17 protein-coding genes, 1 tRNA gene and 1 pseudogene are annotated in these 21,138 nt (G+C 64.0%); 9 read left to right on the forward strand and 10 right to left on the reverse strand.

Going from position 1 to position 21,138, the window contains the following annotated elements:
• Positions 1 to 242: 242 nt before the first annotated feature.
• Positions 243 to 5,099 (reverse strand): autotransporter domain-containing protein, encoded by a 4,857-nt coding sequence (locus X907_RS01040; RefSeq protein ID WP_127565215.1) that lies wholly within the window; start codon positions 5,097 to 5,099, stop codon positions 243 to 245.
• A gap of 272 nt (positions 5,100 to 5,371) precedes the next feature.
• Positions 5,372 to 5,448, reverse strand: a tRNA-Arg gene (locus tag X907_RS01045).
• 117 nt (positions 5,449 to 5,565) lie between these two features.
• On the opposite strand from X907_RS01045, the gene X907_RS01050 reads away from it, so the two are divergent.
• Positions 5,566 to 7,614 (forward strand): potassium/proton antiporter, encoded by a 2,049-nt coding sequence (locus tag X907_RS01050; protein WP_127565216.1) that lies wholly within the window; start codon positions 5,566 to 5,568, stop codon positions 7,612 to 7,614.
• An 11-nt stretch (positions 7,615 to 7,625) separates the two neighbouring features.
• Here the strand turns inward: X907_RS01050 and X907_RS01055 are convergent, their stop codons facing one another.
• The 4 genes from X907_RS01055 to X907_RS01070 all read right to left on the reverse strand — a co-directional run bounded on the left by X907_RS01055 (position 7,626) and on the right by X907_RS01070 (position 9,984).
• Entirely contained in the window at positions 7,626 to 8,243 is a 618-nt protein-coding gene (locus tag X907_RS01055; protein ID WP_127565217.1) for a hypothetical protein, read from the reverse strand.
• A 1-nt stretch (position 8,244) separates the two neighbouring features.
• Positions 8,245 to 8,490, reverse strand: a complete 246-nt coding sequence (locus X907_RS01060) for a helix-turn-helix transcriptional regulator (RefSeq protein ID WP_127565218.1) — start codon at positions 8,488 to 8,490, stop codon at positions 8,245 to 8,247.
• Between the two features lie 117 nt (positions 8,491 to 8,607).
• On the reverse strand, positions 8,608 to 8,958 hold the full coding sequence (locus tag X907_RS01065) for a hypothetical protein (protein ID WP_127565219.1): 351 nt from the start codon (positions 8,956 to 8,958) through the stop codon (positions 8,608 to 8,610).
• 45 nt (positions 8,959 to 9,003) lie between these two features.
• Positions 9,004 to 9,984 carry an ABC transporter ATP-binding protein gene (locus tag X907_RS01070; protein WP_127565220.1) on the reverse strand — a complete coding sequence of 327 codons (981 nt, stop codon included), beginning with the start codon at positions 9,982 to 9,984 and terminating at the stop codon, positions 9,004 to 9,006.
• 145 nt (positions 9,985 to 10,129) lie between these two features.
• On the opposite strand from X907_RS01070, the gene X907_RS01075 reads away from it, so the two are divergent.
• Positions 10,130 to 10,366, forward strand: coding sequence for a zinc-finger domain-containing protein (locus X907_RS01075; RefSeq protein WP_127565221.1), 237 nt, complete (start codon positions 10,130 to 10,132; stop codon positions 10,364 to 10,366).
• Between the two features lie 100 nt (positions 10,367 to 10,466).
• On the forward strand, positions 10,467 to 11,984 hold the full coding sequence (locus X907_RS01080) for an SLC13 family permease (protein WP_127565222.1): 1,518 nt from the start codon (positions 10,467 to 10,469) through the stop codon (positions 11,982 to 11,984).
• On the opposite strand, the gene X907_RS01085 is transcribed toward X907_RS01080, so the two are convergent.
• From X907_RS01085 to X907_RS01100, 4 genes are all read right to left on the reverse strand, one after another.
• A complete protein-coding gene (locus X907_RS01085) occupies positions 11,985 to 12,281 on the reverse strand; it encodes a winged helix-turn-helix domain-containing protein (RefSeq protein ID WP_127565223.1) in 297 nt (98 codons plus the stop codon).
• A 4-nt stretch (positions 12,282 to 12,285) separates the two neighbouring features.
• Entirely contained in the window at positions 12,286 to 12,915 is a 630-nt protein-coding gene (locus tag X907_RS01090; RefSeq protein WP_127565224.1) for a hypothetical protein, read from the reverse strand.
• Between the two features lie 427 nt (positions 12,916 to 13,342).
• Complete coding sequence (locus X907_RS01095) at positions 13,343 to 14,278, reverse strand: tyrosine recombinase XerC (protein WP_127565225.1); 936 nt, start codon at positions 14,276 to 14,278, stop codon at positions 13,343 to 13,345.
• The gene (locus X907_RS01100) at positions 14,275 to 14,958 is read right to left on the reverse strand and encodes a DUF484 family protein (protein ID WP_170175406.1); all 684 of its coding nucleotides are present in this window, start codon (positions 14,956 to 14,958) and stop codon (positions 14,275 to 14,277) included. Before X907_RS01100 ends, X907_RS01095 begins: the two co-directional genes overlap by 4 nt.
• 148 nt (positions 14,959 to 15,106) lie before the next feature.
• On the opposite strand from X907_RS01100, the gene X907_RS01105 reads away from it, so the two are divergent.
• The 6 genes and pseudogenes from X907_RS01105 to X907_RS01130 all read left to right on the forward strand — a co-directional run bounded on the left by X907_RS01105 (position 15,107) and on the right by X907_RS01130 (position 21,124).
• A complete protein-coding gene (locus tag X907_RS01105; protein WP_127565227.1) occupies positions 15,107 to 17,296 on the forward strand; it encodes a primosomal protein N' in 2,190 nt (729 codons plus the stop codon).
• Positions 17,297 to 17,360: 64 nt separating this feature from the next.
• Positions 17,361 to 17,615 (forward strand): type II toxin-antitoxin system ParD family antitoxin, encoded by a 255-nt coding sequence (locus tag X907_RS01110; RefSeq protein ID WP_127565228.1) that lies wholly within the window; start codon positions 17,361 to 17,363, stop codon positions 17,613 to 17,615.
• 73 nt (positions 17,616 to 17,688) lie between these two features.
• Positions 17,689 to 17,901, forward strand: a pseudogene (locus tag X907_RS01115) (type II toxin-antitoxin system RelE/ParE family toxin); the annotation flags it as partial.
• A 200-nt stretch (positions 17,902 to 18,101) separates the two neighbouring features.
• Positions 18,102 to 18,662: a F0F1 ATP synthase subunit delta gene (locus tag X907_RS01120; protein ID WP_170175407.1), complete on the forward strand. Its 561-nt coding sequence runs from the start codon at positions 18,102 to 18,104 to the stop codon at positions 18,660 to 18,662.
• Between the two features lie 8 nt (positions 18,663 to 18,670).
• Positions 18,671 to 20,206, forward strand: coding sequence for a F0F1 ATP synthase subunit alpha (atpA, locus tag X907_RS01125; protein ID WP_127565230.1), 1,536 nt, complete (start codon positions 18,671 to 18,673; stop codon positions 20,204 to 20,206).
• Between the two features lie 33 nt (positions 20,207 to 20,239).
• Entirely contained in the window at positions 20,240 to 21,124 is an 885-nt protein-coding gene (locus X907_RS01130; RefSeq protein WP_127565231.1) for a F0F1 ATP synthase subunit gamma, read from the forward strand.
• Positions 21,125 to 21,138 lie beyond the last annotated feature (14 nt).

Genomic DNA, 21,138 nt, shown 5'->3' on the forward strand with positions numbered 1-21,138 from the left:
CGGTCCCGCAAGGCGCGCGCCGGACCGCTGACTACCTGCGTTCAGGTCAGCCATGGGTGCCGGACACCGATTGTCAGATTGCGCGCCAAGCCGCAGCGAGGGCGGGAGCGCTATTCAGCGCCGCTCTATATGCTGCAGTGCCGCATGGCAAGGCGGAATACCGGCCTGCTTGGCAGGTATTCCGCCTTTGTGCCCCCTGAAACCTAACTGGCCGGTTTCAGGAGGTGCTTGCCGCCTTGCCCCTAGAACGCCCATCTTGCGCGGAATTCTGCGCCATGATTGCGGGCGTTGGAGCCGATTTCGCCTGCATAGCCGAGCTCGAGGCTCATCCGGCTCATCGGTTCGATCGTGATGCCTGCCTCGATGGCGGCAGCGTCGCGGTTCACACCATTGCCCTCGAAGAAGACCGGAGCGCCGGACAGATCGCCGGAGACGAACTGGCGTTCACCGCTGAACACGCGCCGCCAGCCGAGTGAGCCGTCAAACCGCACATTTGTGCCGCCTGTCTGCCAGTCATGGCTGAACCGGGTGCCGAGCGTGCCTTGCGTCATCTGGCGGGTCTCGCTGTCAATGGCGAGTGCCGCTACGCCGCCCGCTTCGCTGAAGCCTCCCGTATCAAGGCGGACATGGGCCAGCGAGAGGAAGGGCTCGAACCCCGCCGGTCCGGCAAGTCTGGCCTCGCCGAACACCTGCACGCTGTCGGCGCTGTGGCTGGAGCGCAAATGCTCGTCAAAGCCCGGGAAAATGATGGCCCGGCGGGTGGTCAGATCATGCCAGCCATAGATCGCGCCGGCGCTGAGGCCAAAGCCGGCGAACTGACCGCCGCCATAGACGCCCAGCGAACGGCTTTCAGTACTGCCTGACGCGCTGCGTCCGCTCAGACTGAAGCTGTTCTCGCCAAACCCGGCCATGACGCCGATGCGGGCGGTATCGTACACGGGCGTGTCGATGCCGAAGATTACGCCGGACGTGTCTGCCGAGGCGCGCGACACGCCGGTGTGGCTGCCAGATTGCGCGCCGCCGAAATGCCCGCTGATCCAGGCAGAACCGGCCTCTTCGCTGCGCGCTGCGGCGAGGCGCGAGGTGACGGCCCGGCGGGTGTGGATTGTATCATCCATTACCAGCTGGCGATGGGTGGCGTGGATTTCGCCATTGAGCGCTTCAAAGGCGGGCGGCGCGGCGGCTTCCTCCAGCAATACCAGGGCTTCCCAGAGCGGATTGCCGGACCCGAGCGTATCCGCGGCGTTGGCAACCGAGCGCTGGTTACGGGTTTGCGCGAACTGGACAAAGTCCACATTGTTGCGCTCCAGCTGCAAGGTCAGGCTTCCCCCCGTCAGCGACAGGCTCGGGTTCAGGAAGGCAAAATTGCTCGATACGCTGTCGAATTCGCCGGTAATGCCGCCGGCCGCCGAAAGGATGGTGTAGCTGGTATTGGCGGCAAACCCGCTATCTGTACCGACCACCAGAACCGAGCCGCCATTGATCGTGACCGAACCGGACACGTCGATAAGGTCAGACTGGCCATCGGGCAGGGCGGTGGCTTCATAGAGCGAACCGCTCTCGAATACGAGATCACCATTGATGGTGAGCGTGCCGGCAGAATTGCCCGGCGCGATGGTCGAGCCCGCCAGCAGCCGGGTGGAGCCCAGCGTGCCAAAGCCGCGCAACACACCGCCATCGGCCACGTCGACCGTGCCGCCCAGCGTGCCGTTCACCAGCACATTGCCGGTAATGACGGTGTTGCCGCTAAAGGCCGAACCATTGCCGGTGAAGATGAGCGTGCCCGCCCCGCCAAGCGTGAAATCACCTGACCCGGCCAGCGACCCGGCATGGGTGGCGGTGCCGGCACTGACGATGAGACTGTTGGCGCCAGACAGGCTCAGCCCATTGGCCACCGAGATACCGTCAGCATAGGTCAGGTCCGCATCGCTCAGGGCGATCGCGCCCGTGCCAGCGCTATCACTGGCCGTCAGTACAAGGCCGGAGCCGTCTGCCTGCGTGCCGCCCGTATAGCTATTGCCAGCGCCAAGCGTGAACTGCGCTCCGCCGGTAAAGCGGAACAGGCCATCGCCGGAAAGCGACTGGTTCAGCACCGCATCGCCTGCCTGATCGAACACCACCACGCCATTATTGGCGATATCGCCCATGATCGAGCTGGTGGAGCCGATGAGCGTACCGCTGCGCACCTCTGTCCCGCCGGTATAGCTGTTGGTGCCGGTCAGGATGAGCGTGCCGAGATCGGTCAGCACCAGAGCCGCATCGCCGCCAAGGTCCGAGCCAATGGTGGCGGTGAAGCCTGCGCCTGCGCCCGTGCCGTTACCGACCCGGAAAATGGCATCGCCATCGCCATTGCCGGCAAGCGTGATCGCGTCACCATCAATCACATAGCCATCGACCGCGAACTGCGCCCCGGCGATCTCGATTGCGCCCTCGCTGTCATCGGCCGTGACATGGCCGGCCGCGCCGGAGAACACGATGAAGCCGGGTGTGGGGCGGGACGGGCCGGACACCAGGCCATCGGCATCGGTGAAGGTGAAGGATGTCGCGCTCCACACACCGTCCCCGCCATCAATCACGCCATTAAGCGCATTGGCAGGATCATCCCCGTCCCAGAACAGGAGATCGACGCCGATATTGGAGACAAGGTTCACCTGGCCCGCCACGCTGGTCTGGAGCTGCAACTCGCCCGGCAACAGGCCGCCCGGTGCCGCACCAATCGCAAAGCCATTATCGGTGAGCGCGCCGCCATAGGTGAGGAGCGCATAAAGTCCGGGCCCGAACCCGCCCGCATCGGAAATATTCAAAAGGCCATCCAGCGTCAGATCACCGCCCACGGCGAACAGTTCCGCCCCGCCCGGCGCACCCAGCGCCACATTGATGGCGCCATCGCCCTGCAGCGTCAGATCCCCTGTGATGGTGAGGGTCTGGCCAGACTGACCGGCCAGAATCCCGCCAGCCCCGATCGTGACATCGCCATCAAGCGTGCCTGAACCTGTCAGCGCGCCGCCATTGGAAACACTGGCAGTGACATCACCAGAGCCCAGAACGCCATCGACTGACAGCCTGCCGCCGCTGACATCCACATCACCCTGATAGCCGGCACTGTCGCCTGTCAGGCGCGTGAAACCGGCCAGCTGGCGGATCAGCGCGTCACCGGCGGCACTGCTAGTGATGTCAGAACCGAATACATGGCCCGTACCGCCCAGAGACGCCGTGTGGTTGAACACCAGACGGCCACTGCCGTGCCAGAACGCCAGCGTGTCGCTGTCCAGCGCCCCCGCCGCCACAGCCGCATCACCTGCCGCCGCTCCGATATTCATGGTGCCGGTGCCGCCCGCGAAGCCGGCCAGCGTGACGCTTCCGGCGCTCACCTCGCCGCCATCGGCAATAGTCAGCGTGCCATTGCCGCCGAACGCGCCCAAACGCAGAAAGTGCTCTATGGTCCAAGTGCTGTCTGCGCCGGTCACGGTCACATCACCTGTCGCGTCGACAAAGTTTCCAATATAGCCGTACAAGCTGCTGGCGCTCCCGCCATTCTCGATGGTCAGGGTGCCCTGGCCATCGAAGCCAACAAACAGGTCTGCCGAATTGATCCATTCCGATCCCGTACCTGTCACGGTGGCAACGCCAACCGAGCCTATATCTCTCCCGACCGCTCCGCCATCAGAAATGGTCAGCGTTCCATCCCCGAAATTGCCGACTTTCACATCAACCGAATTAATCCATTGCGACCCAGCGCCGGTGACGGTGACGGCTCCGGTGGAGCCAGCCGCGTCACCGATATAGCCGATCCGGTTGCTGACCGCGCCGCCATTGCTGATGTTGAGCGTGCCGTTGTCACCATTCAGGCGGCCTACATAGAAATCCTGGCCCGCCGCCAGAGCCACCGAGCCGCCATCAAAGGTCAACGCGCCAGCCGAAATCGTCGTGTGGCCCGTCCAGGTGTTGGCCGCCGTCAGAATGAGCTCGCCATCGCCAATTTTCTGGAAGGGGCGCGGACCGCTGGCTTGTGAGATCACGCCGGACTGCGTGGCCGAGCCGGTGAACACCTGAAACTGCGTGGTGTTGGAATCGATGATGATGGAGTTGGCGATATTCACGCCGTTCGCATAGTCCACCACCGAGCCCGTCGTGCGCAGGGTGGAACCGCCAAGCGCATTGTCCGAGCCGAGCGTCAGTGTGCCGCCCTCCAGCAAAGTACTGCCGGTATAGGTGTTGTTGCCGCTCAGAGTGGTGCGCCCGGCCAGAAGCCGGATCGTGCCATTGCCGGAAATGCCGGCCTCCAGCTCGAAATCGTTGTCCGTATGGTTGAAGACAATAGTGCCGCCGCCATCGCCGAACGCGATGGTGGGCGTATCCAGCGTTCCGGCCGCCACGGCCGCATCACCTGCCGCCGCGCCGATATTGAGCGTGCCCGAGCTGGAGTCATTATACGCGAGAACAACGCTGGCGGCGCTCACATCGCCGCCATCGGCAATCGTGAGTGTGGCGTTGCCGGACACGCCGACGAACAGCCCGTCCGAATTGATCCATTCCGCCCCCGCGCCGGCAACCGATACAGCCCCGGTGGCATCGGAGAACATACCGATATAGCTAGTTGTGCTTCTCACCCGGGCGCCGTCTTCAATGGTCAGCGCGCCATTACCCTCCCTGCCGACAAACAGCAGGCTCCCATTATTGACCCATTCCGAGCCTGCGCCGGTAACGGTGACGGTGCCGGTGGAATCGCTTGTGAAATCAGCTATGGCGCCGTTCAAGTTTTCCACACGGCCACCATTTCGGATGGTTAGCGAGCCGGCGCCTGTACCACCGATACTGAGCGTTGAGCCGCCGAGAATCCATGCGCCGGGCCGATTGGAAGCCGGCGCGCCTTCACCCGGACCGTCGCCATCCACAATCGCGTGATCGCCGCCGTCAACAATTTCCTGAGCCAGGGCGTCCTGTGGCGCCAGCACCACCGCCGAAACCGCACCGGCCAGCATGGTCGCGCCCATCAGGGCGGCGCGCAGCCGGGGCGCTGGTCTGCGGGAGGCAATAACAGGCACAAAAGCGCTATCATTGCGGCTTGTGCCGCAAGTACCGGACTGGCGATCAGACATTTGGGATACCTCTGTATGCCAGCGGCCCGCAGGCCCCACTTTCCCACAAATCTGCCTGGCCCCCGCCCCGGCAAGACGTCGAAGCGCAATCTAATTGCTAGTCCTGGTGGGACGCACAACAGAAAAAGCGAATTCGGCTGCAAAATGGGAAATTTAGCCGGGTAGTGACGCCAGGCAGGCGCGAAGATGGCGGTATCCGGACCTGCCGCAAGGCGCGCGATGGCGGCCGGCAAGCACGTGCTTCCACGTCATGGACGCGGGTTCAGGGGAAATGGCGCACCCGACAAGATTCGAACTTGTGACCTCTGCCTTCGGAGGGCAGCGCTCTATCCAGCTGAGCTACGGGTGCGTCGAACCGCTCTCTTACAGGGCCGGGCGGCACTATTCAATGGACAGTCACCGCATAAGGTGCCGGGTGCTTTGCCCGGGTTTGCAGCATGAGTGTGCCGGATTGCCATGACGCGCGGTGATCGCGCTTCCCTGCCTTGCCCCGACCGCCTATATCGGAACCATCATGGATACAGCCGAGCTCATCTTGCTGGCCGCGGCAGGCCTTGTCCTGCTGGCCATTGCAGGGGCTGCCGCGACGCGGCAGGCCGGGGCTCCGCTATTGCTGATCTTCCTGGTCATCGGAATGCTGGCAGGAGAGGAGGGGCCGGGCGGCATCGCCTTCCATGCCCACGACACGGCCTATCTCTTCGGCTCGCTGGCCCTTGCGCTGATCCTGTTTGATGGCGGCCTGGGCACCAAGCTGCGCCGGCTGCGCAGCGTGCTGCGCCCCGCGCTCAGTCTTGCCACGCTGGGCGTCATCATCACAGCAGGCATCACCGCCCTCGCGGCCAAATACCTGTTCGGGCTGGGCTGGGTCGAAGCGGCCCTGATGGGCGCTATTGTTTCCTCGACAGATGCCGCAGCCGTGCTGATGCTGATTGCAGGCAAGGACATCCGGGCGCGCCCGCGGGTCGCCACCACGCTGGAAGCCGAATCCGGATTTAATGATCCGATGGCGGTGATCCTCGTGGTCACCTTCGTGGCCTGGCTGACCGGGCAGGGCATTCCTGACCCTCTCATTGCGGCTCTGTCGATCATATGGGCGATTGTGGCGGGCGGCGCCATTGGCTGGTTCGGCGGCCGCCTGATCGCCTATGTCGAGCGCAAGATCGGCCTGCCCATCGGGCTTTATCCCATCTTCGCTTCGGCCGGCGCGGTCTTCCTCTTTGCGTTTGCCGAGGTGATTGGCGGTTCGGGCTTCCTGGCGGCCTATCTCGCTGGCGTGGCGATGGCCTCTGCGCCCAAGCGCCGCGCGGCAGAAGCCACGGCGCGCTTTTCCGACGGGCTCGCCTGGATTGCCCAGATCGGCCTGTTCCTGATGCTGGGGCTGCTGGTTACGCCCAGCCACGCCGCAGAAGTGGCGCTGCCTGCCCTCGGGCTTGCCTTTGTGCTCATTCTCATTGCGCGCCCGGTGGCAGTGCTTGTGTGTCTCGCGCCGGAGCGCTTCCGGATCAATGAGCGCGCCTTTATCGGCTGGATGGGTCTGCGCGGGGCGGTGCCGATCTTCCTTGGCGCCTTTCCGGTTCTGGCAGGCGTCGAGAACGCAAACCTTTACTTCTCCGCGGCTTTTGCGGTGGTTATCGCCTCTCTGGTCATCCAGGGCTGGACCGCCGGCCCGGTCGCGCGCCTGTTTAACGTGGCGCCGCCACTGGAGCGCGGCGGCAATCTGGCCAATGCCGGCATGATCGCGGCTGTGGCCATCGGGTTCACGCTGGCAAGTGCGCTGGTTTCGTTCGGCGCCAATGAGCGCGATGCGGGCCGTGAACCCATTTCGCCGTTAAACATGCGCGAGCTGCTGGCCGTTCTGGGCCCGGACGGCTCCATGCGTGCGGTACGGCTGGAAAGCTTCCCGTCCGACTGGGACGCGATGGATCCGGCCGAGCGCCGCGAGACATTCGGCCGGATTGCCGCCGGACTGGTGGCCGCCCAGAACGAGCGCATCATGGAAGAGCGCGAGCAATTACTGGTCATGCGCGCCCAGGAAGAGGCCGGCATCCCGTTGAGCCTGCCCCAGCAGGCCCGCCGCGATACGCTGGCACGGCGCTATGGCGGGCGGTATGACGATCTTGATGATCTGCTGGCGCGCGTCGATATTGTTCCGCCCTCTCTGGGTGCGGCGCAAGCCGCGCTCGCCACGGGGTGGGGTTCCAGCACGGCGGCTCTCGAACGCAATGCGCTCTACGGCCGCACACCGCGCGAGGGCCGTTTTTCGAGCCTCACCAGCGCGGCAGCAGACTATGTTGATGTCTTCAACACGCACCGTGACTTCGCCAGCTTCCGCGCCGAACGTGCCCGGCTGCGCGAGCAGGGCGCCCCGCTTGTTGGCCCGGCACTGGTAGGCCAGATCGGCCCCTATGCCGAGAGCGGAGATGCGTACGCGGCGCAGGTCCGTGCTGTCATGAACAGTGGCGGCCTGACGCGCTTCGATCCGGCCCGGGATGCAGGCTTCATCGAGGAAAGCTAGGGCGGCCCGCGCTAGGTTATCACGCGGGCGAGAATGAAGCCGGCCAGCCCGCCCGCAATGATCAGCCCCCACAACCACCAGCGTATGCCCGGCTTGCGGGCTGGTTCGCTATCGAGCTCCTCATCGGCAAACTCGTGGGCGATGTCAGGCATTGTCCAGGCCAGATAGGCCGTCGGCAGCGTGAAGCAGTAAAGCAGCACCCCCCAGAAGATCGTGTTCCAGTGGCTGTAGGTGGACGGCGCCCACAAGGTCAGACGCGTATCATCATTGGCGACAGCGAGGTAGAAAATGAAGGCGGCCACCAGCCCTGTCAGCACGTGATAGGCAAAGGCATAGGCCTTCTGGCGCAGATCGCGTTCCAGATCGTCCAGCTCGCACACCTGCTCGCCGATAATGCGCTGCATGTAGGATGGCGCAATGTAGAAGAAGGCGAAGACAGCCATCGCGATGACGCCAAGCCCCGCCATGGACACCACAAAGCCAGGCGAGCCATCCCCGGCCAGCGGAGCGTTGAGCATGACCAGGCCGCCGAGCGGATAGCCAAAGAGCGTGAGGCTTGTGGCCAGACGCATCGCATTGCGGCTGCGCCGGGGAGTCTTGCCGTTGGCCGTACGCATATAGAAGGACATGTCACTGATCCCGTTGGTTCGCGATCCGCGAAAGCGGCTCGAACGGCTTGAGCGAAAAGATCATTTCTATCGGCAGGTCGAAATACTCGGCGAGCTTGAGGGCAAGCTCGAGCGAGGGGCTGTAATCGCCGCGTTCCAGATACCCGATCGTCTGGAAGTTGACGCCCACCGCGTCGGCCAGCGCCTTGCGCGACAGGCTGCGTTCGGCGCGCAGCACGGGCAGGCGGTTATAGATGGGCGAACTCATCAGGGGACCTTCACACGAAACGCCGGACTCTCATGACGGCAAGCTATAATCGCGCCCTGTGCAGATCACAAGCGTTTTGTTGTATATGTATAACATTTCATATATCGGCAATTCTGTTCAGAGCAAGCCGTCTTCACCGCCGCTATCGTCGACGCCGCCGCTGCCACGCCGCAAGGAGGCGTCCGGATCATCCTCCTCGTCGCGCCGCCGCCGCGAAGCGCGGCCAAATCCGACGCCGGTGGCATAGCCTTCGCCGTGGCTGCCTTCGCTGTCCTTGGGATAAAATTCTGCGCCCATCATCCAGCGATAGGCAATTAGGGCCGTGGCAAAAGCGGCAAGTGCCAGAAGGCCGAGCACGGCCCAGCCTGCGAGCGAGACCGGCTGGATGTGGAAGATCAGGATAAATGCGAGCCCCAGTCCAATAGCGCACAGGCTCGCGGCTCCGACGGATTTGAAAAAGCGCATCATGGCCGGTTCTCCCGGGGGGTAGCTAAGCGGCCTGGTTCACGCCGATCAGCGCGCCGTCTTGGCCTCCTGCGCGCCATTGTGCCCGGCATTATAGGTCAGGGCGAGGAAAACATCCTCCAGGTCTGGCTCTTCCGTTCTCAGATCGCGGATACGCTGGCCGCTTTCATTGAAGCGGGCGATGAGATCGCCCACCGATGTCTGGCCGGCCCGGTAGGTAATGGTCAGGGCCCCCTCGCGCACATCCGCATCCAGCCCTTCAAACCCGGCTGGAATGGCTGACAATGTGTCTTCGGCCTCGATAATCAGCGTCTTGCGGTCCAGACGGCGCAGCAGGCTGTGCTTGGGTTCGCACGCGACGACGCGCCCCTGGTCGATAATGGCGATCTCGTCGCACAGCTCCTGCGCTTCCTCGAGATAGTGCGTCGTCAGCACGATGGTAACGCCCAGCCCGTTCAGCTTGACCACATACTCCCAGAGCTGGCGGCGCAGCTCTATATCCACGCCTGCCGTCGGCTCGTCCAGCACCAGAACGGGCGGGTTATGGACCAGCGCCTTGGCGATCAGGAGGCGGCGCTTCATGCCGCCCGATAGCTGACGCACATAGGCATTGCGCTTGTCGGCAAGGCCCATCACCTCAAGCAGTTCATCGGAGCGCCGCTCGCCCTTGGGTACGCCGTAAAACCCCGCCATCAGCTCCAGCGTCTCAAACGGCGTGAAGAACACGTCCATATTGATTTCCTGCGGCACGACACCGATCGAGGCGCGCGCCTGACGCGCGGCTGCGGTGATGTCATGACCCCAGATGCTGGCCGTGCCGCCGGTCTTGTTGGTCAGCCCGGCGAGGATGTTGATGAAGGTCGATTTGCCTGCGCCATTGGGCCCCAGCAGTCCGAAGATCGAGCCGCGGCGCACTTTCAGGTCAATGCCTTTGAGCGCCTGCTTGGGTTCGCGTTTCTTCGATCCGGCATAGGTCTTTTCAAGGCCTTCGGCGATGATGGCATAATCGGGCAGGTCTGGCTGGGTCATGGCATTGAGGCCCTGGATGTGTGAGCCGGGCGCGGGCGTGATGATTGACGCGCGTAGCGGCTAAAACTAAAGCAGAGTGAACTTAAGGGGCTTGCGCACTGGCGTCCACGCTGGCGCACGCCTGAACTGCCATCAGGGGATATACATGGCCCGTACGCGCGAAAAGGCTCCTGCGGAAAAGGTGAATTCACCCGTGGCTGCGCGGGCGGCTTTTCCTGCACCTGAAGTGATCGAGGTCACGTCCAAGCGCGTCATGTGCGATGGCGGCGGCGGTGCGCTCGGCCATCCGCGCGTCTGGTACGATATGGGTGATGATGATTTCGTCGAGTGCGGTTATTGCGACCGCCGCTTCGTGCTGAAAGCCGGATCTGACGGTCATTAGTCCGGGCCGGTCAGTTGCCCTGACAGTGCCAAACCGGCTTAAATCCTGAGGGAATGCGCCCGCGAGAAGAGGCGCGAGGTTAAACCGGGGAGTTTCTCACGTGAATTTTGCGTGGACGCCGCGCCGTATCGGGCTGGTGACGGGGATCGTGCTGGCCATCGGCCTGCAATGCATTCCCCTTCCTGACGGCGTGTCACGTGAGGCCTGGCTGTGCCTGTCTCTGGCTCTCATGATGGCGAGCTGGTGGGCGAGCGAGGCTATTCCGATTGCTGCCACCGCCCTTGTCCCGCTGGCATTGTTTCCCCTGTTCGGCATTGCCAGCGCCCGCGATGCCGCCTTCCCCTACGCCGACCCCATCGTGCTGCTATTGCTGGGCGGGTTTATCGTCGCGCTGGGCATAGAGCGCTGGAATTTGCACGCGCGTATCGCACTGAATGTGGTGGCGGCCTTTGGCTCGCGCCCCTCGCTCATGCTTCTGGGCTTCATGATCGCCTCTGGCGTGCTGTCGATGTGGATTTCCAACACCGCAACCACGCTGATGATGATCCCCATCGCGCTGAAAGTCGCCGAAGCGGTGGAGAAAGAGGGTGTCGATGCGAAAATGTTCGCGCCCGCACTGGCACTGGCGATTGCCTACTCAGCCTCCATTGGCGGGCTCGCAACGCCTGTCGGCACGCCGTCCAACCTAATCGCCATTGGCTATCTGGAGCGCACGGTAGAGCGCTCGATCAGCTTTCCTGAATGGATGATGCTGGGCCTGCCCGCCGCCGCGCTCATCATTCCTGCAGCGTGGATCATCCTGACGCGCTTCGCCTTCAAAATCCCGTCTCGCGCGGGCAGCGGTGAAGGTCATGCGCTGGTCATCGCCGAGAAGAAGGCGCTAGGGCGCATGACAACGCCCGAACGGCGCGTCGCCATGGCGTTTGGCACGGTCGCGCTGCTCTGGATGGGGCGTGACCTGCCGGGCGTGCTGATCGGCATGCCCGATATAAGCTTTGGCTGGAATCCGCTCCTGTCATGGCTCTCGGCAGCGCTGAACCTGCCCATCACGCTCAGCCTCAATGACATGCAGATTGCCATGATGGGCGCGCTGGCCATGTTCCTCATCCCTGCCGGAGGGCCCGATGGCAAAGGCCGCGCCCTGATGGACTGGGAGACGACCCAGCGCCTGCCCTGGGGCGTGCTCATCCTGTTCGGGGGCGGCCTCTCACTGGCAGCGGCCATGGACGCGACGGGGCTGTCGGCGTGGATCGGCTCTCACCTGGCGATCGTGGCTGAGCTGCCCTTGCCCATCGTCGTGCTGATCCTTGCCTTCATGGTCGTCTTCCTGACCGAGCTGACATCCAACGTCGCCACCACGACGGCTTTTCTCCCCGTGCTGGGCGGTGTCGCGGCGGCGGCGGGTGTGCCAGCAGAGCATCTCATCCTGCCGGTGGCGCTGGCGGCGAGCTGTTCCTTCATGTTGCCGGTGGCGACCGCGCCCAATGCCATTGTCTATGCGTCCGGCGCGGTGACGATGGGGCAGATGATCAAGGCGGGCTTCCGCATCAACCTGGTGGCCGCCCCGCTCATTGCGATGCTGGCCAGCTTCCTGGCGCCCTTTGTCTTTCCCGCCTGATTACTCGCCCACGAGTTTTTTCAGATCATCAAGATAGGCGATCCAGGCCTTGCGTCCGGCATCGGTCAGGGCCGCGTCGGTACGCGGCTTGCGGTCGACAAAGCGCTTGGTGATGGCGACATAGCCAGCGTCCTCCAGCTTTCGCAGGTGCGTGGACAGATTGCCGTCGGTGGCGCCGGTGCGGTCTTTCAGCTCGCCAAAGCTCGCCGCCTCGACACTGGCCAGATACGCCATCAGCCCCAGGCGCATGCGCCCGTGAATGACGTCATCGAGGTCTGAGGAGTTGAAGTCCGACATCACTCTACACCAGGTCCTTCGGTTCCCTGGTCATCACCCACAGGCCGGGCAGGAAGGTGCCAAGGAACATGCCTGCTGATGCAACCAGATAGGTTTCGACAGTCATCATCAGGGCGGCGCAGGCGAACGTGGCGGCGAACGACATGATCGCGGGTATCAGAAGCATACGCTGGCGCGAGATCAGCGCATCAACCATCCATCCCATGCCGTAACCGGCAAACCCTACGGCCAGCATGCTGTTGAAGAAGACGGCTGGCAGCCCGCCCACATAAACGCCGGCCAGTACTCCGAAAAAATAGGCCATCAGGGCGGCGCCAACGGACGGCCAGACGGCACCCTGCACACGGTTTCCCATTGAGCCCGCGCCCGGCTTGCGCCGTACCGTCCGGACCAGCAGGAACTGACCTAGGCTGCCCACTACCATGAAGCCGATCCACATCGGTAGCAGTACCCCCCAGCCCAACGGCAGAATGCCGGCGACGATGGCCCAATGGGTCAGGAATGTCAGGCTTGCCAGCCCGCCCCACCAGGCCATGAAGCGCCCGCCCAGCAGGGGTGCCTTGGCGCCAGCTTCTGCCATCTCGCGTAAGTAAGCCAGATCGGCGCTGGCGGTGGTCTTGCGGTCGGTATTCATGGGCGCGGCTCCTTCACACGGCGAATGCGCTGATTCGGATCAGCTCACACGCTTATGGCGCAACTCAAATTACTTTGCAATGCAAAGTTTGTGGGGAGATTGGCTGGAGTTCTGTCATCGTCCGGCCCCTCTATTGTCATCACCCGCTTCATGCGGGTGATCCATGCCTGCAAGGGCGCCACGCCCTCGTCCTTCCAGACGCCCTTCGGGCTCCTCAGGATGAGGGCTTTCGTTGCGCTTTTCCTTCATTCTTTCGAACGCAGTGGCGCTCGAAGGGCGAGGGAGTTGGCAAACTCTCAGGCATGGGTGGCCCGGACAAGCCGGGCCATGACAGAATGGGGTGCCTTCGATTGATGGCTTCTCCCGGCCATCCGCGTTTCACCGGCGCAAGCCGGTGCCCAGGCCAAGCTGCGGCAGCGGCATAGCGCTATCCGCCCGCCGCCCGCCTTGCCCTTGGGTGCGTAGCCGCATGCACCGACAAAAGGCGCGCCGTATCCACCTCGGCATAGATTTGCGTGGTTGAAAGCGAGGCGTGGCCCAGCAATTCCTGTATCGCGCGTAGGTCCCCGCCCCCGGCCAGCAGATGCGTAGCGAAGGCGTGGCGCAGGGCATGGGGTGTAGCCGTCGAGGGCAGGCCCAGCGCGCCGCGCATACGCTCGACACAGCGCTGCACCGCGCGCGCATTCAGCGCCCCGCCGCGCGCACCCTTAAAGAGCGGCTGGTCTGCAGCCAGCGGAAAGGGGCAGACGGTGACATAGGCATCCACGGCCTCCCGCACAGGCTGGAGAACCGGCACCAGCCGGGTGCGTCCGCCCTTGCCCGTGATACGCAAGGCATCCGCCAGCGGATAATCGCGTCCTGTGAGTGAAAGCGCTTCTGACACGCGAAGCCCCGCCCCGTAGAGCAGGGCCAGTACGGCTGTATCGCGTGCGCCATGCCAGGCTTCGCTATGGGCAGTCCCTGCATCGTCCAGCATCGCCTTTGCCGCCGCTTCGCTGACCGGCCTTGGCAGGCGGCGGGGCGCGCGCGGCGCCTCGACCAATGCCAGCGCGGCATTATCGATGCCGTGACGGGCGCGCACGAAGGCGTAGAAGCTGCGCACGGCCGAGAGGGCACGTTGCAGCGTGCGCGGGCCTGCCCCCTCCCTGCGCCGGTCAGCCAGCCAGGCCCGCCAGTCCGTGCCGGAGAGTTCAGAGAGGTCTTTTGACGTTACGGCGCGGCCCTTGTGAGCGGTCAGAAAGGCGAGCCACTGACCCAGATCGCGCTCATACGCTTTTACCGTGTGGGCGCTATAGCGCCGCCCGCCCTCAATATGCGCGAGGAAACCGGCCACAAGGGCCGTGGGGGCGGCGCCTTGCGTCATCGCGGCAGAAGGGCCTCCAGCCGGCGTTCGAGAATACGGGCCAGGAAATGGGCCAGATCGGCCGCATCACTCGGGCGGAAGGCGTCCCGGCGTGCGGAACCCAGACAGAGCACGCCGGAAAAGCCGCGCCCCTCAAGCGCGATGACGGCTTCGCTCGCCACCCGGCTGGCCTGCACACCGTAAATCGGCCCGGAAAGGCGTGGATCAGGCGCGCCAAGGCGTTCGGACGCTTCGCCAAGCATGGCCGCTTTCAGGCCCGGTGCAGCGGGCAGTATCGCAATCGCGCGCGGCAGGGCGGTGATGCCTTCCAGGCATACCCGCACAGCCTCAAGGCCCAGCGTGGTCGCCGTATGGCCTGCCAGACGGCGGTCGAGCGCGGCCAGTGTCGGCTCGTCCATCAGACCCATCACAGCAGCATGTGCGCTCGCCTGAGCGGCCAGATTGCCCCGCAGCATGTCCTGCAAATCTTCATTGGCGGCTTTCAGCAGGGTGATTTCACTCTGCAGGCGCGCGCGGGCTGCCGCATTGAGATCGGCGATGTTCCCGTCATGGCGCACGCCCAGCAGCGCAATCATCAGCTCGCCATCAGCCAGCACGCGCGACGGATCAGCCAGTATGGCGCCCCGCCAGTCTGGCGTGTCGTCTGCATTGCGGGTTGCGGGCATAGCGTTGCTGCGCATGCGTTTCATGCCGATCATTATCCATCCATCCTGTTTGTCTGCCCCTCTTGGCGGGGGCGTTCGTCGATGGACAGGATCATGGCATGAGGGGGGTTCCAGATGCGTTAACTCACCTGCACGAATCCCGCCCGCCCGCTAGGATGCGGACATGACCGCGAATCGCGACCCGTCTGCCCCGCAGATCGCCACCGTGCTGCTGCCCCTGCCCTTGCCGGAGGCGTTCGATTACGCCGTGCCGGAAGGCATGGTGGTCGCTGAGGGCGATCATGTCGTGGTGCCGCTGGGCAAACGGCTCAGCCATGGCGTCGTCTGGGGAGTGCGCGACGGAACCGGCGGCAACCGGCCCTTGAAGCCTGTGGCTGAACGTCTGGATGCGCCGCCCTTTACCGCCGCCATGCGCGATTTTGTCGACTGGACGGCGCGCTATCTGGCTGAAAATCCCGGCCTCGTCCTGCAGGCGACATTGCGCAGCCGGGGCGGGCTCTCGCCATCCCCCACCGAGACGCTTTATCACCCCACGGGCCAGACGCCGGACCGGATGACGCCTGCGCGTCAGGCCGTGCTGGATGCGGCCGCTGAAGAACCCGCCAGCGGCGCCGAACTCGCCCGGCGTGCAGGTGTATCGCCCGGCGTGGTAAAGGGGCTCGCCGATGCTGGCGCGCTGCGCGCTGAACAGCGTGACACCGACCAGCCTTTTCCGGCGCCTGACCCTTATCGCGATGGCCTCACGCTCAATGACGGGCAGGAGGCTGCGGCCAGCCAGCTGCGCCGCCTTGTTGCCGCGGGCGGCTTTCAGGCGGCGCTTCTTGATGGCGTGACGGGCTCAGGCAAGACGGAAGTCTATCTGGAAGCCATAGCCGAGCTGTTACGCCGTGAGCCCGATGCGCAAGTGCTGGTGCTCCTGCCGGAAATTGCTCTGACGCAGGCCGTTACGGCGCGGTTTGAAGAGCGTTTCGGGGTGTCGCCTGCGCTCTGGCATTCGGCTATCGGGCCAACGGAGCGCCGCCGGGCCTGGCGCGAGATCACGGCGGGGCGCGCCCGTATCATTGCAGGCGCGCGCTCGGCCATCTTCCTGCCCTACCGCAATCTGCGCCTGATCGTGGTCGATGAGGAACATGACCCGACCTACAAGCAGGATGAGGGCCTGACCTATCACGCCCGCGATCTGGCGGTCGCGCGCGCCAAGATCGAAGGCGCCGTGGCGATCCTTGCCAGCGCGACGCCCAGCCTTGAAACCCTCGTCAATGCGCGCGCGGGCCGCTACGGCCATATCCGGCTGGCGGCGCGGGCAGGCTCTGCGGTATTGCCGCAGATCGAAACGATTGATCTGCGCGAGCACCCGCCCGAAGCGGGCCACTGGCTGTCGCCGCCTCTGACCGCCGCTATGGCCGAAACTATCGGGCGCGGCGAGCAGGTGCTGCTTTATCTGAACCGGCGCGGCTATGCGCCGCTGGTCCTGTGCCGGGCCTGCGGGCACAAGATGAAAAGCCCGGATACTGACCGCTGGCTGGTGGAACATCGCTATACCGGGCGGCTCATCTGCCACACGACCGGGTTTTCCATGCCCAAACCGAAGGCTTGCCCGGAATGCGGCGCGATTGAGTCGCTGACCAGCGTCGGCCCCGGTGTCGAGCGCGTGGCGGAAGAAGCCACCTTGCGCTTTCCGGAGGCGCGCGTGGAGGTGTTTTCCTCCGACAGTGCCGCCGGGCCCAATGGCGTGCGCGAGCTGATCGCCCGCATGGAGGCTGGCGAGATCGATATTCTGGTCGGCACCCAGATTGCCGCCAAGGGCCATAACTTCCCAAAACTGACGCTGGTCGGCGTGGTCGATGCTGATCTGGGCCTGAAAGGCGGCGATCTGCGCGCGGGCGAGCGCACCTATCAGACTTTGGTGCAGGTGGCAGGCAGGGCGGGGCGCGCCGACCGGCCAGGCCGGGCCTTGCTGCAGACCCATGAACCGGAACACGAAGCCATTCAGGCGCTGCTGGCGGGAGACCGGGATAGCTTCCTCGATCTGGAAGCGATGATGCGCGAGCAGCTCGGCCTGCCCCCTTTCGGGCGGCTGGCGGCTCTGGTGATGTCCGGCACCGATGAGCGCTTGTTGGCTCAGACCGCGAAAATCGCCGCTGCAGCCGCGCCTTTAAGTGATGATGTGAAACTGTTCGGGCCAGCCGAACCGCCGCTGGCGGTCGTGCGCGGGCGCTACCGGCGGCGCTTTCTGGTGCAGGCGCAGCGCAATGTGGATGTATCTGCCTTCATGGCGACCTGGATGGCGCGCTTCAAACTGCCCTCCTCGATCCGCGCCCGCGTCGATATCGAGCCGTACTCGTTTTTGTGAGCGGCCATAACGCGACATGATCTGACATTTTGTGTATCATTCCTGTCAGATCATGGAGGCCGGCATGCACATTTCGCTCACCGAAACGCTCGAAAAATGGGTCCGCGACAAGGTCGAGAGCGGCCTTTATTCGAACGCCAGCGAGGTGATCCGCGAGGCCCTGCGCGAACGCATCCGTGCTGAACGCACCGAAGCAGAGGATATCGAAGCCCTGCGCGCCCAGATTGATGTGGGCCTGCAACAGGCCGAACGCGGGGAGCTGCTGGACTGGACCATGGCCGATATCAAGTCCCGCTTGCGCGAAGAGCGTAATGGCTAGGTGGCGTCTTTCTCCCGAAGCGGGGGAAGACCTGCTGGAGATTGGCCGTTAAACGACGCAGGAATGGGGAGAGGCGCAAAGCGAACGCTATCTCGACCGCCTCGATGACGTTTTCAACCGGCTGGTGCTCATGCCCGGCCTTGGCCGTGAGCGCGAGGATATCCGGTCCGGCGTGTTCAGCTTTCCGGCCGGCCGCCATGTCGTCTGGTACCGGCAGATGCCTTCAGGCATCGAGATATTGCGCGTCCTGCACACCCGTCAGAGCAGCCGGGACGCGTTTTCCTGAAGCTCCGCCTGCGCCGTTTGCGCGCGGGCAGGTTGCCGCCCTCAAACCCTTGTGCTAGGTGGGCGCCGGACTGAACGGGACTGTCCTTGCACGGCCAAGGTGGTCTTTTGAAAAACCTCAATATCTCAAGTGCTTGGGCCTGATCTTTCGGCCAGACCCTATTTGGCACTCACCACAGAGAAGAGAGCGGGCGAAAAACGGTGACAAGCGCCGGTAACGCAATTTCAAACGAAGCCGCGCAGCGCTATGCGCGCGCGCTGTTCGATCTGGCCCTTGAAACCAAGGCGCTGGCGAAGGCCGAGGCCGACATGGCGTCTCTGGCCGAGGCTTTTGCCGAATCGGGCGAGCTCGCCCGCGCGGTTGCCAGCCCGATGCACAAGGCTGACGACAAGGTGAAGGCGCTTGGCGCTCTGGCCAAAGCGCTCAAGCTGTCGCCTCTGGGCACCAAATTCATCGGCGTTGTCGCCCGCAATGGCAGGGCAGGTGATCTGCCGGCCATGACGGTTGCTTTCGCCGCGCTGGCCGCCGCGCATCGCGGCGCCATTACCGCAGATATTGCCAGCGCTGACGCGTTGACTGCCACGCAGCTCAAGGAGCTGACGACGGCACTGAAAACCGCCCTCGGGCGGGAAGTTGAGATCCGGGCCGAAGTGCGGCCGGAACTCATTGGCGGGCTTACCGTGAAGGTAGGTTCGCGCATGTTCGATTCTTCACTCCGGACCAAGCTGGACGGCGTGAAACAGGCGATGAAAGAGGCTTGAGAACCGCCATGGACATCCGGGCAGCTGAGATTTCTGCGATCCTGAAGGATCAGATCAAGAATTACGGTGCGGAAGCGGACGTCTCTGACGTCGGCCAGGTGCTCTCCGTCGGTGACGGTATTGCGCGCGTTTACGGCCTCGACGAGGTGCGCGCTGGCGAGCTGGTGGAATTCCCCGGCGGCGTGAAGGGCATGGCCCTGAACCTGGAAAGCGACAATGTCGGCTGCGTGATCTTCGGTGATGACCGGGGCATCAAGGAAGGCGACACCGTCAAGCGTCTGGGCTCCATCGTTGACGCCCCCGTCGGCAAAGGCCTTCTGGGCCGCGTCGTCAACGCGCTGGGCGAGCCGATTGACGGCAAGGGTCCGCTTAAAGACGTGGCCGAGCGCCGCCGCGTGGACGTGAAAGCGCCGGGCATCCTGCCGCGCAAATCCGTGCATGAGCCGATGGCGACGGGCATCAAGGCCATCGATGCCATGATCCCGGTTGGCCGTGGCCAGCGCGAGCTGATCATTGGCGACCGCCAGACCGGCAAGACGGCGATCGCGCTCGACACGATCCTGAACCAGAAGCAGATCAATGAAGGCGATGACGAGAGCAAGAAGCTCTACTGCGTCTATGTCGCCATCGGCCAGAAGCGCTCCACTGTCGCCCAGATCGTGAAGACGCTCGAAGAAAACGGCGCGATGGAATACTCCATCGTTGTCGCCGCAACAGCCTCCGATCCGGCGCCGATGCAGTTCCTCGCGCCCTTCACCGCCTGTGCCATGGGCGAGTATTTCCGCGATAACGGCATGCATGCCCTCATCGTGTATGATGACCTCTCCAAGCAGGCCGTCGCCTACCGTCAGATGTCACTGCTGCTGCGCCGCCCGCCGGGCCGCGAAGCCTATCCTGGCGACGTGTTCTACCTCCATTCGCGCCTCCTGGAGCGCGCTGCTAAGCTCAACGAGAACCACGGTTCGGGCTCGCTCACCGCGCTGCCGATCATCGAGACGCAGGCCAATGACGTGTCGGCCTACATCCCGACCAACGTGATCTCGATCACGGACGGCCAGATCTTTCTGGAAACGACGCTCTTCTATCAGGGCATCCGTCCTGCCGTGAACGTCGGCCTGTCGGTCAGCCGCGTGGGCTCTGCCGCGCAGACCAAGGCCATGAAGCAGGTTGCCGGCAAGATGAAGGGCGAGCTCGCCCAGTATCGCGAGATGGCCGCCTTCGCCCAGTTCGGTTCCGATCTCGATGCTGCCACCCAGCGCCTTCTGGCCCGTGGTGAGCGCCTGACCGAGCTCTTGAAGCAGCCGCAATTCTCGCCGCTGGCCATGGAAGAGCAGGTCTGCGTGATCTTCGCCGGTACGCGCGGCTATCTCGACAAGATCGCCACGAAGGACATCGGCCGCTTTGAGACGGAACTGCTCCAGCATCTGCACGCCGACAAGGCCAAGCTGCTCGATGCAATCCGTTCAGAGCAGAAGCTGTCGGATGCGTCGGAAGCAGAGCTGGTCAAGACGCTTGAAGCGTTCGTCACCCGGTTCGCGGGCTAGGGTGCAGGGGCAAGGCTGACCGAGGCATAATCGATGGCGAGCTTGAAAGAACTGCGCAGCCGGATTTCCTCCGTGAAATCCACGCAGAAGATCACCAAGGCCATGCAGATGGTGGCCGCAGCCAAGCTGCGCCGCGCGCAGGACAGCGCGCAGGCAGCGCGCCCCTATGCGCAGAAAATGGCGCAGGTCATGGCCAATCTCGCCAATGGCGTTGTGGCCGGACCGGAAACGCCGCGCCTGCTTACCGGCACGGGAAAATCCGAAACGGTGCTCCTGCTCGTCCTGAGCGCTGACCGTGGCCTTTGTGGCGGCTTCAACACCAATATTGCCCGTCTGGCGCGTGAACGTGTCGCGACGCTCGTCGGCGAAGGCAAGGACGTGAAGATCGTCACGGTCGGCAAAAAGGGCTTCGACGCTCTCAAGCGCCTGCACCGTGACCGGATCGTCAGCGCTGTGGAACTGAAAGACGCCGCCAGCCCGGCCGCCCTTGCGGCCCGTGTGGGCGACGAAGTGCGCAAGCTCTTCGAGGCGGGCGGGTTTGATGTGTGCGAGCTGATCAGTTCCGAGTTTGTCTCGGTCATCAGCCAGAAGCCGAAGGCCCGTACGCTCATTCCGGCCCGTGAAGCCATCGATCCCGATGCGCCTGCCCCTGATCTCAAGGGCGCCATCTATGAATACGAGCCGGATGAAGAGGCCATTCTGGCCGCTCTCCTGCCGCGCTATGTCGACACGGTCATCCTCTCGGCCCTGCTGGAGAATGCCGCTGGCGAGATGGGCGCGCGGATGGCCGCGATGGATAACGCAACACGCAATGCCGGTGAGCTCATCAACAAGCTGAACCTGCAATACAACCGTACCCGTCAGGCCAAGATCACCACCGAGCTTACGGAGATCATCTCCGGGGCCGAGGCGGTCTAGGGCAGCGGATCAAA

The organism is Glycocaulis alkaliphilus (assembly GCF_004000605.1).
In the GTDB taxonomy this organism is placed as follows: Bacteria; Pseudomonadota; Alphaproteobacteria; order Caulobacterales; family Maricaulaceae; genus Glycocaulis; species Glycocaulis alkaliphilus.